We start from the raw sequence: 11,740 nt of genomic DNA, 5'->3' as shown, positions 1-11,740 counted from the left end.
CATCACCACGGGATTCTTCTATCCAGTCAAAATCATTTTTTCCCTGAGAGAGAAGACCGAGATAGCTGTACACGACATCGCCGTGGGAAATGGCGGCCGACGATGTTAAGCCGGGCATGGATAAGGAATGGAGACGTTTATGTAAGTTCAAGGATTGAAGAAGTTCCCCTATCAAGAGAAGTCCACTGGCAGATATAATATAATTATCCGTTAATTGGATATCAAATCGACGTTTCATTTTTTCACCTTCCGGGTGCATTCATCCAATAAGATGAATAGGATCTTATCCCCTATTTTATCAAGGTTTTGAAGGGTATGTCGAAAGATATCATTACGGATTCAGGTTGTTTGTGTATAAGATGTTTTCATCAATCATCTGAATGTTCCTCATAAAAAAAGCTGTCCCGAGAGCATGGGACAGCTTTTCCTTTTCTTATTTCTTATTTCTTATTTCAACTGCTTCACAAATTCGCGCATGATGGCGGGGAGATCGGGCCAGGCATGTCCGGAGACGAGGTTGCCGTCGACGTAATCCATTTCATTCATGTACTCCGCTCCGATGCTTTCCACTTCCGGCTTGCACGCAGAATACGCGGTCAGTTTCCGGCCTTTCACTTTTTCGGCAATCGGGGTGAGGACAAGGCTGCCGTGGCACATGATGGCGATCGGCTTGTTCTCATCAAAAAAATGGACAACGATATCAAGCAGATCCTGATGCATGCGGATATGCTCCGGCGCCCGTCCACCTGGAATAATCAGCCCATCGTAATCAGCCGCCTGAACATCAGCAAATGTCTTGTTTGCGTCGATGCCGTACCCGCGTTTTTCGGTATACGTCTCCCAGTCTTCAAAATCGTGAATCACCGTGTTCAATTTCTTCTGATCGGGCGCTGCAATGTCTGTGTCAAAGCCTTCTTCCAGACAGCGGAAATACGGATAATACACTTCCAGCGCCTCCACTGCGTCTCCGGTCACAATAAGAATTTTTTTCGATGAAGCCATAGGATCCCTCCTTTTTCCATCATTATATCATGAAAGGAAACCATCATTGGGAGTCACAAGCTATCTTTACATTATATTTATAAATGTACCTGAGGTCTGTAAGGTGCACTTTTTGAACTACCGGGACAAATGGTGACGGTTAGAATGATTCTAACCGTCAGTTTGTCATCCCTTACAGCTGAATGTGACGGTTACATCGATTCTAAGGGTTACTTTTCGCCCGGGCATTCGAAAAAGTAACTGTTTGAGCCGGAAATCCTGTTCTCTAAAACTTAAACTGGTTCACAGAATTCTGAAGATCTTCGGCCAGCGAGCTCAGGGACTTGGCGGAAGAATCGATTTCTTCACTGGAAGCCGACTGTTCTTCCGATGCCGCCGCCACATTCTGGGTGCGCCCCGCATTATCTCTTGAAATCTGGGCGATGTCCTGGAAGGAATCCGATACCTGCTGGGAACTGGCCGCAATTTCTTCGGAAGTGGCCGCCATCTGTTCAATCTGTTCGGCCACCGCTCCGATATAACTTTGAATTTCTTCAAAGCTCTTCTGGGAGCCGTCCGCCAGGGTTAATCCTTCTTTCACTTCACTGCTCACCTGTTCAATGGACTTCGTGGAGTTCTCGATGTCGTGCTGGATATCCTGAATAATATGGGCGATCTGCTGGGAAGAGGACTGGGACTCTTCGGCGAGCTTTCTGACCTCTTCGGCTACCACGGCGAATCCTTTGCCGCTCTCTCCTGCACGTGCCGCTTCAATCGCTGCATTGAGCGCCAGGAGATTGGTTTGTTCCGCGATATTGGTAATGACCTGCAGAATATTTTCAATCTCTTTGGAACGCTGGTTCAAGGACGTATTCACTTCATTGGAAGACTGAACCGATTCATCGATGGAGCGCATCTTATTCAGTGTCTCTCCCACATTTTCTCCCCCGTCTTTGCTCTTTTGCAGAGCAGACGATGCATTTTCGGAAACAGATGCCGCATTTTCAGCCACATCCTGAACACCTTGGGACACTTCGTCCATTGTCTGCACACTTTCATTAATCCGTTCGGTCTGCGATTCGGATCCGGACGCCACTTCCTGAATGGAATTGGATATCTCCTCCGAAGCACGACTCGCTTCTTCCGATCCCGCCTGCAGCTGTTCAGAGGAAGAACTTACCATTTCCGCACTCTCTCTCACCTGATACAGCAGCCCTCTTAGCTGCTCTTTCATGGTGTTCACATTCTCGGCGAGACGGCCTACTTCATCTCTGGATTTCACTTGTATGTCTTCGCCGGTCAAATCACCACCGGCAACAAGCTGTACCTGTTCGCTTACTTTGTGGATCGGCCGGCTGATGGAGCGGGCAATGAACCAGGCCAGTACAATGATGATCACAGCCGCCGCTGCAATCATCAGCCCCGCCTGCAGCTGCAGCGAATCAGTAACATGAAGCACTGTGCTCATTGGAACGGCAAAATACAAACCGTACTGCGTCATGTCGACCGGAGCATGGGCGAGCACCTTATCCTGGCTCTGCAGCACTTCCGAGCCGATATTCGTTTTTCCTTCTTCCAGACGCTGCCGGTATTCCTCACTAATATCTGCTTCGTCGAGTGACTGCCCCATCAGCTCTTCGTTCTGATGAAGCTGGATTGTGCCATTGCCGTCCACAACAATCGGCGCAAGGCCCTCTTTCTTCAAATTGTCTTCTGATAAAAACTGATTAATTAATGCCTGAAAATTTGCCACTGCGCTCAGTACGCCAATCACGTTGTCCGACTCGTCATAGACTGGTGTAGCGAGCACGATAATCCGGTTGCCAGTCGCCTTGGATTCCAGCACATCCGAAATCGCATTTTCTTCTTCCATAGCCTGTTGATAATACGCTCGTTCACTAAGATCAAGCTGACCAATATTGTCTTCAGTCGTATCGGCACGTACAATCCCTTCTGCATCCGTAAAGACCACATTCTCATAGGAATCATCGCTGTCTTTTAGAATCCGGACCATCCGCATCTGCCGGTCTTCTTCCGCCGACATAACCTCTTCGGTCTGCGCCATCAGCTGCAGCTCTGACATTCGTTTATCAATCCACTGCTCCATGCTCTCGGATGTCGTATCCGCCAGCGACTCCAGATTTTCTCTTTCCTTTGCAACAATTTCGTCTGTGCTCGTGTCGTAGATAAAAAAACCGATGGCAATCGTCGGTATCAATCCCACCAGAAGCAGATAAAGCATCAGTTTATTTTTCATTGATCCCCTTATCGTCAACCAGCTTGACCGCTGTTCCTGTTTTTCTTTTTTCCTCACTTTGGCTCCCCCTTATGGAAAACTGAATAAATTTTCTATCCGTTTTATCGGCATAAAGTTCTAAGATTAAAGATTTACACGAAATAAATAAATTTTTTTGTTTTTTTGTCGAAAAATAACCTATATTTATCTTGAAGGGAGCAAGTGGATGATGAATGCTCATGAAATGAATCCCGTCAGCTGCGGGGATGATACGCAGTTTGTGGAGACAGAAATCACTCAGGTCCTCTTTGCAAATCAGGATAACTGTCAAATGTAACTGTAAAAATATAGATATTACCGACGCAGTATTCGTCTTCTATTAAAAGTCAAACACTTCGCCCGCCATTATTCTTCGTTAAATAATATAACAACGATGGCGGAACCCCCGTCTTTCCGCCATCGTTGTAAGAAAAGTTTTCCACATGTTCGAAACACCGATTTGTCAGTTATATTCCCATTTGATTATGAGGATACTACCTAATACATTCTTTATTACATTGTCTAACTATGTCGTTTTTCACAAAAAAGTTTGTCTAAAATTGTCGTTATCAACAAAGAAATAAAAATGTCTAAATTGTAAGATTAGTCTAACGACGTTACATCACTACTATTTTCAACTATTTCATTAAGGGGGATTACAATGAAAATTCCAGCAAAACTTGCGGGAACAACAGCTTTTGCCTTGATGCTTACATTAACTGCATGCGGCGGAGGCGGACAGGAAGAAAGCGAAGGCGGCACATCCGGGGATTCAGGCAGCGGAGGATATAACAACATGACCATCACATTCAGTCACAACCAGCCTGAAGACAGCCCGGAACATACCGGAGCCGTTGCGTTTAAAGACCACATCGAAGAAGCGACGGACGGAAATGTGACGGTAGATCTCTATCCGGCTTCCCAGATGGGCAGTCTCCGTGAACAAGTGGAAGGGACGCAGCTTGGCGAAATTGACATCACCATGCAGCCATCTGCTGTCGTCACTCCGTTTGTCGATTCGGTTAAACTCATTGACCTGCCTTACCTCTGGCCGGCAAGCAATGAACAGAAATACGAAGTCCTTGATTCCGAAGTTGGGGAAGAATTACTCGGTACATTGAATGAAGGCGGCTTCGAAGGCCTTGGTTACTGGCCCGGTGGATTCAAACTCTTTACCACGAGCGGCACAGAAATTCACGAACCTTCCGATTTCGAAGGGCTTACAATGAGAACGATGGAATCTCCCGCCCTCATCACACAATATGAAGAATGGGGCGGCAGTGCAGAACCGGTCGCCTACGCAGAAGTCTATAACGCCCTGCAGCAGGGAGTCGTAGACGGCCAGGAAAATCCGCTTCAGACCATCTACCTGAACGACTTTCATAAAGTCCAGGACTACGTCGTCGAAAGTTACCACGGCACCATGACCTATCTCTTGATGGCTAACCAAAGCTGGTTCAACGGCTTGAATGAACAGACACAGGAAGCCGTTAAAGAAGCAGAGGCAGCAGGCGTGGAAGCGGCCCGTGAAGATCTTGCCGCCACCGAAGACGAATACCGCCAGAACATTAAAGACTCGGAGGCACAATATTATGAGCTGACCGAGGAGGAAATAGCGAATTTCCGTGAAGCCTCCCAGCCGATTCACGATGAAATCGTCCAGGACGAGTCCCAGCAGGAAATTCTCAGCAAACTGAAAGAGAAAATCGACGAAGTACGGAGTGAATAAATAAAAGACGCAGAGAACCAGTACGCTGATAGGCTGCTGGTTTTCTGTTCCCTATAAGAATGTTTTGAAAGGAGGCTCGGCATGAACGCGTTACAAAAAGGCCTGCGCTTTTTTTATAAAGCAGAGGAGGCAGTCATCGCGCTTCTGATTATTATTGCAACAGCGGTTTTATTCTTCAACGTAGTAATGCGGTTTGGTTTTGACACCAATGCCAGCTGGGCTAACGAACTGATTCGGTATGCCATGATCTGGATTACCTTCATCGGAATGGCGATCTGTTTCCGTAAAGGAGTTCACGTCGGCATTGATTTTATCCTTCATTACTTATCCAAGCGCGCCACGAAAGCACTGCAGTTTATCGTTCATGTTCTATCCATTTTGTTTCTGATTTTTCTAGGGTATTTCGGAATGGAACTCGTTTTGTTTTCCATGAATACCGGTCAGATCACCCCTTCTCTTGAAATCGCCATCTACTGGGTGTATCTGATCATCCCGATTGGATGTCTGCTCTCCATTTTTCATCTCGTGACCCTTTCGATTCAACTGCTTAGGAAGAAAGAAGAGACATCCTTGAACAACGTGACGGAAGGAGATTCCGTATGATTACATTACTGATTATTCTTATCATCGCCCTGTTATTCATCAGTGCCCCGATTTTTGTGTCACTCGGTCTGGCTTCGTTTATCAGTGTGCTTCTCCTTAGTAACACAGAGCCGATGATACTCGTGCAGCGCATGTTTGCAGGGCTCGACCAGTTTGCCTTAATGGCTCTGCCGTTTTTCATTCTTGCTGCCAATATCATGGAAGGCGGCGGCCTGTCCGACCGACTGCTCCGCTGGGCCCGGGCGCTTGTCGGACACCTTGCCGGCGGTGTTGCCATGACGACCCAGGTGTCCAGCATGTTTTTCGGAGCGTTGTCCGGATCAAGTCCGGCTACCGTCGTAGCCATCGGTAAAATCATGTATCCCGAGCTCGTACGCCGGAAATATGATCCTGCCTTTGCCGCCGGACTGCTGGCATCCGCCGGGTCGATTTCCCTTATTATACCACCAAGTATCACCTTGATTGTCCTCGCTTCCGTCGTAACGTCGGTATCGGTCGGTGAATTATTTACCGCAGGAATCGGCGCGGGACTGATTTTTGGCATCGTGACGATCATCTACATTTATGTTTATTCAAAAAAACAAAACCTTCCCCGGGACAAACGAGCCACCTTCCGGGAGCTGATGCAGGCAACGGTTAAAGCATTCTGGGCATTGTTGATTCCAGTTATCATCCTCGGCGGCATATACGCCGGTATTTTCACACCGACGGAAGCTGCCGGAATATCTGCGGTTTATGCGCTGATCATCAGTGTGTTTGTGTACCGGGAAATGACGTGGAAAAAATTCTATGACGTCTGTGTAGAGTCTGCCGTAACCTCCGCCCAGGTGCTTGTCCTTGTCGCTTCCGCTCAGATTCTCGGCTGGCTTCTGACGAGATCAGGGATCCCGCAGCAGATTGCCGGTTACGTCACAGAACACGTCGGTTCGGTGCTTCTGTTTCTTCTGCTCATCAACATTGCCCTGCTTGTCATGGGGATGTTCATGGAAGGCATTGCCGCTATCATCATCGTGGCACCTCTGATCTTCCCGGCGGCTTCCGGCCTCGGGGTGGATCCGGTCCACCTTGGAATTCTAATGATCTGCAACCTGGCCATCGGCATGTACACACCGCCGTTTGGTATCAATATTTTCGTCACCCAGACGATCTCTAAATTAAACATGGTGGAAATGATCCCCGGTCTGAAACGATTTCTGGCCGTCCAGATTGCGGCACTTTTGATCATTACCTATGTTCCGGAATCAGCACTGTTTCTGCTCCATTTATTTGACTAAGACATGAATTGGTGGGAATAAAATGACCATATCTCTTCAGGATGCCATGAAAATAGGAGGACTCCGGGAATGCCGGGTGATAGCGGGATACCAGGGGCTGGATGCCGAGATCCGGTATGTCACCATTATGGAAGTCCCTGATATTGTCCGCTGGCTCAAAGGCAATGAGCTGATGTTAACCAGCCTGTACCCTATTAAAGACAATCCCGAGGCCCAGAAAAAGCTGATCAAACAGCTTCACGAAAAGGGAACATCAGCCCTTGCGATTAAACCGAACCGCTTCGTGGAAGATATTCCGCTGCCGATTCTTGAAGAAGCTGAAAAATACGGATTTCCCGTCATTGAAATCCCGGAGCCGGTCAGCTATCTGGATATACTGTCTCCGGTCATGAATACGATTTTCGACCGGAAAGTTGTGCTTCAGGAAGATCTGGAGGAAGCTTACCGGCTGTTAAACGAAGTTTCCCTGAATGAACCGGGAATTCAATCTCTGATTGATATTTTGACGCATTTGACAAAACATAATATTGCTATCGAAAGTCTTGTCTCTTTCGTCGACACACCGCTTTTAAACAGCCCTTTTCAGGATTTTAAGCATCAGCAGATCGAGGAGCTCGAGCACGTACAGCGCCCGATCCGGCTGAAACGAAGGCACAAAGAAGCAGGATCGGTCAGTTGTATTACCGCCCCCATTATTGTGGACGGAACCCTGTACGGAGCCATCTCCAGCTGGGATGACGCGCAGGAGCACATCGAAGCGGACCTTGCCATTCTCGAACGCGCTTCTTCTGTTCTTGCTCTCGAATTCATGCGCCGGAAGGTCCGCTATGAGGTCGAATTGCAGTACAAAAGTGATTTTTTCCGGGCATTGTTCAGAGGCAGCACATCCCATACGAAAGATCTGGAAGAAAAAGCACGAGGATACAATATTCTTCCGGAACGGTGCTATATGTGCTGTGCCGTTTATTTTGAACAGGCAGACACGACAGGAACCTTTCTTACCGATCATATGACAAAGCTTGAAATGATTATTCATCACATCGAACCACACGCGGTCGTTGGGATGATGCATCACGTGCTTTATATTCTCTATCCGACGAAAGGAAAAGGAGAAGAAAGAGCGCTGCTTGACATGAACCGTTTCATCCGTGAATTCGAGAAAATGTTTGCCAAAACACCATTTGCCGGGACCGGAAGAGTCAGCAGCAACAGTTTCAGCGAACTCCAGGAATCGTTTGAACAGGCCGAAACGGCTTTATCAATCAGCCGCACTCTTCATCTTCAGGACAGCCGCCCGGTGCATTACGATGAACTCGGCGTATATCGTCTCCTCGCACAGGTAAGTGAAGAGGAGGAGCTGACCAGATTTTACACCGAAACGGCCGGCCTGCTCGCCGAATATGATGACAAGCACAATCTCGAACTCATCCGCAGTGTGGAAGAATATTTCTATCACAACGAATCCGTGTCAGCAGCAGCAGAAAGCCTGTATATCCATGTGAACACCCTGAAATACAGACTTCAGAAAGTAAAAACATTAACCGGCTGGAGCCTTCAGGATTCTGAAGGAAAATTAATGATCCAGCTCGGTTTAAAGATCGGGCACTATATTCATCATGGTTATCGCCAGCGATAAAAAAGAAGTCTATAATATGTCCGCAAAACCGAGGTTTTCCAAACCGTCAGAATATTAAAATGTAGATATAGACAAGAAAAGAGCAAGCGCCCTGAACAGCGGAAATTCGGTTGAGAACGCTATGTCCTGTGCGGACGCCGGACTACCCTGCGTCCTAGAGACCCGCGGCGGGTTCTGGACCGGGCGCTGCATCTGGATATATCAACAAATGGAATATTTCACGATAAACATGATATCGATTCTTATATGAAGAGGTGGGCATGATGAGTTTGGAACGTATCGATGAGTGGCTCGATGAGGTAAATCAGATTGGAAAAACATCCGCTGCCGGTCTGTATCGTCTCGCGTATACAAAAGAAGAACAGGACGCGCTGGATATCTTCCGCGGGCTCTGTGAAAAGGAAGAAATGAGTGTGCGCGAAGACGCGGCAGGCAATTTGATCGCCCGCCGGGAAGGAACTGCGGATGTTCCTGCGGTTGCTATCGGCTCTCATCTGGATACGGTCTACGCCGGCGGACAATATGATGGTACACTCGGTGTCCTCGCCGGCCTGGAAGTCATCCACCGTTTGAATGAGAAAAACATCCAGACTACACATCCTGTTGAAGTCATTGTATTCCGGGCCGAAGAGTCTTCCCGGTTCGGCACCGCTACAATCGGCAGTAAGCTGATGAGCGGAAAGGCGGATCCTGCGAAGCTTGCGTCCCTGAAAGATAAAGATGGAATCACGTTTCCTGAAGCTGTAGAGCAGGCAGGCTTTTCATTCGAACAGCTCACGAAGGCAAAGCGGCCGCAGACGGACATCAAAACCTTTATGGAGCTGCATATTGAACAGGGACCGGTACTTGAAAACAAGCAGCGTTCGGTCGGTATTGTGACAGGTATCGCTGCCCCGCTCAGACTGCGTGTCCTTGTTGAGGGGAAGGCATCCCACTCCGGTACAACCAGTATGGATATGAGAAAAGACGCTTTGACCGGTGCTTCTGAATTGATTCTCGAGCTTGAATCCGCGGCCAGGAACGAAAAAGATAATCACACAGTCGCCACGGTAGGGAGCATTGAGGCTTCTCCCGGTGCCATGAACGTCATTCCGGGGCAGTGCCGCTTCGACGTTGATATTCGAAGCACCGATACCGCTTCACGCGAACGGGTTTACGAGCGCTTTGTACAAGCCGCCGGTCATATCGAAAAGACGCGCGGGCTTTCCACCCAGATGCAGACACTTGCTGAAGAAACACCGGTTCCGCTTTCGTCTCAGGTTCAGGACTGTTTGAAAGAGGTATGTTCAAACCTGAATCTGACCCCTGTTTTTATGCCGAGCGGTGCCGGTCATGATGTGATGAACATGGCGCAAAAGTGGCCTTCCGGTCTGCTTTTTGTCCCGTCTGTTAATGGACTCAGCCACCATCCGGATGAATTTACCGCGTTGACTCATATGGTGGAAGCTGTGGACGTTCTCGAACAAGCGGTGCGCACCGAAGCAGATGAAGGCCGTCCTAAAAAACAAGTGGAGGTGAGATCATGATGAAACAACACCTCCTGCCCATTCTTACCAATGTGCAGGTCTCCAAGCGATACTGGCATATGACGATTGATACGTCCGGGATGACAGACGACATCGAACCCGGCCAGTTTTTTCATATTCGTTGTTCCGAAGGAGCATTCCCGTTTCTCCGCAGGCCCTTCAGCATTTACCGGATTAACCGGGAAGACGATACGATGGAATTTCTGTATCTTGTCAAAGGCGAAGGAACGAAGGATTTAACAAAAAAGCAGCCCGGGGATACCGCCGATGTTCTCGGCCCGCTTGGGTACGGGTTTAAGCTGCAGCCAGAGTATAAGGAGATCCTGCTCACTGCACGCGGTGTGGGTATCGCGACATTGGCCGCCCTCGCCCAGGAGGCCGGACAAAAAGGTGTACGCTGTACGGCCATCTTAAGCGCCCGTTCCAAAAATGATCTGCTCGCTGCCGAAACCCTGCAGGACTTCGGAGCCGAAGTTCATCATGTTACCGAAGAAGAAGGAACGAGCGATGTGGAATCAGTGGAAACCCGGATGCGTGATATCATTGAACGAAAAGACGTAGATGCGCTGTATACGTGCGGATCACGCCGGCTTTCCCGGCTGAACCAGCGCCTCGCCGCCGAATACGGCCTTCCCGGCGAAATCGCCTTGGAAGAACAGATGGGCTGCGCTATGGGGGCCTGTTTTGCCTGCGTCTGTGACCTGGAGGAAGAAGGAAAATACCGCTCGGTGCGTGTCTGCCTGGAAGGACCGGTATTTCCGCTTGAAAAGGTGGTGATTTCATGATTGCACAACGTAAAATGGGAATATCCATCGGGTCCCTTACCCTGCCCAATCCTGTGATGCCCGCTTCCGGCGCGTTCGGTCCGGAAATGCATGAAGCGCTTGATTTCAATAAAATCGGCGCCATCATCCCAAAAAGCATCACCAAACATCCGCAGCCAGGCAATAATACACCAAGAGTATGCGAAACGTACGCCGGCATGATTAATTCGATCGGCATTCAATCCAAAGGGCTGGACGCCTATCTGGCGAAAACGATCCCGGAGTTTTCCGCTTATGATGTGCCGCTGATCTCAAGTATTTCCGCGGAATCGATCGATGAATTTGTCGAGATGTCAGATGTGCTGGGCAACCATCCGGACATCGATGCCCTCGAGCTGAATATTTCCTGCCCGAACCTCAAAGGCGACGGCCATGCTTTCGGTATGGATGCGGACGTGACATATGAGCTGATGCAGCGTGTCCGGAAAGTAACCGATGTGCCGCTGATTGCCAAGCTTACCCCGAACGTGACAAGCATCCAGGAGATTGCAAAAGCCGCAGACGAAGGCGGTGCTGATGCGCTGACTGTTGCCAATACGATTCTTGCCATGGCGATCGACACCGAATCGAGAAAGCCGATGGTCGGTAATGTCATGGGGGGGCTGTCCGGTCCTGCTGTGAAACCGATTATGGTGCGGATGATTTATCAGACTTCCCAGGTGACCAACCTCCCGATTATCGGATGCGGCGGCGTAATGAACGGAAACGATGCAATCGAGATGATTATCGCCGGCGCTTCCGCTGTGCAGGTCGGAACAGCAAGTTTCATCACCCCGACCGCTCTCACCGATGTTATCGAGGAAATTCGTGATTATATGGAGCGCCATGATATCATGGATATTAATGATCTCACCGCAACAGTCGAGGTCTAGAAACGAAAGCTTCCGCCTGG

The 11,740-nt window shown here is 48.9% G+C and carries 10 protein-coding genes and 1 pseudogene; 7 read left to right on the top strand and 4 right to left on the bottom strand.

Going from position 1 to position 11,740, the window contains the following annotated elements; all coding sequences use genetic code 11:
• The 4 genes and pseudogenes from BM058_RS14660 to BM058_RS18035 form a co-directional block, all read right to left on the bottom strand.
• Positions 1-238: pseudogene (locus BM058_RS14660) on the bottom strand (IS1380 family transposase); the annotation flags it as partial.
• A 209-nt stretch (positions 239-447) separates the two neighbouring features.
• The gene (locus BM058_RS14655; protein ID WP_090927840.1) at positions 448-1,002 is read right to left on the bottom strand and encodes a DJ-1/PfpI family protein; all 555 of its coding nucleotides are present in this window, start codon (positions 1,000-1,002) and stop codon (positions 448-450) included.
• 265 nt (positions 1,003-1,267) lie between these two features.
• Complete coding sequence (locus tag BM058_RS14650) at positions 1,268-3,238, bottom strand: methyl-accepting chemotaxis protein (protein WP_143083041.1); 1,971 nt, start codon at positions 3,236-3,238, stop codon at positions 1,268-1,270.
• Positions 3,228-3,458, bottom strand: a complete 231-nt coding sequence (locus tag BM058_RS18035; RefSeq protein ID WP_143083040.1) for a hypothetical protein — start codon at positions 3,456-3,458, stop codon at positions 3,228-3,230. The genes BM058_RS14650 and BM058_RS18035 overlap by 11 nt, the downstream gene beginning before the upstream one ends.
• Positions 3,459-3,917: 459 nt before the next feature.
• Here BM058_RS18035 and BM058_RS14645 point away from each other — a divergent pair, with 459 nt between their 5' ends.
• From BM058_RS14645 to BM058_RS14615, 7 genes are all read left to right on the top strand, one after another.
• The gene (locus BM058_RS14645; protein ID WP_245737018.1) at positions 3,918-4,985 is read left to right on the top strand and encodes a TRAP transporter substrate-binding protein; all 1,068 of its coding nucleotides are present in this window, start codon (positions 3,918-3,920) and stop codon (positions 4,983-4,985) included.
• An 81-nt stretch (positions 4,986-5,066) separates the two neighbouring features.
• Complete coding sequence (locus BM058_RS14640; RefSeq protein ID WP_090927837.1) at positions 5,067-5,588, top strand: TRAP transporter small permease; 522 nt, start codon at positions 5,067-5,069, stop codon at positions 5,586-5,588.
• Positions 5,585-6,862, top strand: coding sequence for a TRAP transporter large permease (locus BM058_RS14635; protein WP_090927836.1), 1,278 nt, complete (start codon positions 5,585-5,587; stop codon positions 6,860-6,862). Before BM058_RS14640 ends, BM058_RS14635 begins: the two co-directional genes overlap by 4 nt.
• A gap of 22 nt (positions 6,863-6,884) precedes the next feature.
• On the top strand, positions 6,885-8,498 hold the full coding sequence (locus tag BM058_RS14630; protein WP_090927835.1) for a PucR family transcriptional regulator: 1,614 nt from the start codon (positions 6,885-6,887) through the stop codon (positions 8,496-8,498).
• Between the two features lie 260 nt (positions 8,499-8,758).
• The gene (locus BM058_RS14625) at positions 8,759-10,024 is read left to right on the top strand and encodes a M20 family metallo-hydrolase (RefSeq protein ID WP_090927834.1); all 1,266 of its coding nucleotides are present in this window, start codon (positions 8,759-8,761) and stop codon (positions 10,022-10,024) included.
• On the top strand, positions 10,021-10,809 hold the full coding sequence (locus BM058_RS14620; protein WP_245737016.1) for a dihydroorotate dehydrogenase electron transfer subunit: 789 nt from the start codon (positions 10,021-10,023) through the stop codon (positions 10,807-10,809). Before BM058_RS14625 ends, BM058_RS14620 begins: the two co-directional genes overlap by 4 nt.
• Positions 10,806-11,720 (top strand): dihydroorotate dehydrogenase, encoded by a 915-nt coding sequence (locus BM058_RS14615; RefSeq protein WP_090927833.1) that lies wholly within the window; start codon positions 10,806-10,808, stop codon positions 11,718-11,720. Before BM058_RS14620 ends, BM058_RS14615 begins: the two co-directional genes overlap by 4 nt.
• Positions 11,721-11,740 lie beyond the last annotated feature (20 nt).

This window comes from Salibacterium qingdaonense, assembly GCF_900114715.1.
GTDB lineage: Bacteria > Bacillota > Bacilli > Bacillales > Marinococcaceae > Salibacterium > Salibacterium qingdaonense.
The sequence above is the reverse complement of the archived record's forward strand: the minus strand, read 5'-3'. Positions and strand labels throughout refer to the sequence as shown.

What these genes read in the sequence shown, in the direction of transcription:
- BM058_RS14655 (WP_090927840.1), bottom strand. Translation starts at nt 1,002, where the DNA reads ATGGCTTCATCGAAAAAAATTCTTATTGTGACCGGAGACGCAGTGGAG.
- BM058_RS14650 (WP_143083041.1), bottom strand. Translation starts at nt 3,238, where the DNA reads ATGAAAAATAAACTGATGCTTTATCTGCTTCTGGTGGGATTGATACCG.
- BM058_RS18035 (WP_143083040.1), bottom strand. Translation starts at nt 3,458, where the DNA reads ATGAGCATTCATCATCCACTTGCTCCCTTCAAGATAAATATAGGTTAT.
- BM058_RS14645 (WP_245737018.1), top strand. Translation starts at nt 3,918, where the DNA reads ATGAAAATTCCAGCAAAACTTGCGGGAACAACAGCTTTTGCCTTGATG.
- BM058_RS14640 (WP_090927837.1), top strand. Translation starts at nt 5,067, where the DNA reads ATGAACGCGTTACAAAAAGGCCTGCGCTTTTTTTATAAAGCAGAGGAG.
- BM058_RS14635 (WP_090927836.1), top strand. Translation starts at nt 5,585, where the DNA reads ATGATTACATTACTGATTATTCTTATCATCGCCCTGTTATTCATCAGT.
- BM058_RS14630 (WP_090927835.1), top strand. Translation starts at nt 6,885, where the DNA reads ATGACCATATCTCTTCAGGATGCCATGAAAATAGGAGGACTCCGGGAA.
- BM058_RS14625 (WP_090927834.1), top strand. Translation starts at nt 8,759, where the DNA reads ATGATGAGTTTGGAACGTATCGATGAGTGGCTCGATGAGGTAAATCAG.
- BM058_RS14620 (WP_245737016.1), top strand. Translation starts at nt 10,021, where the DNA reads ATGATGAAACAACACCTCCTGCCCATTCTTACCAATGTGCAGGTCTCC.
- BM058_RS14615 (WP_090927833.1), top strand. Translation starts at nt 10,806, where the DNA reads ATGATTGCACAACGTAAAATGGGAATATCCATCGGGTCCCTTACCCTG.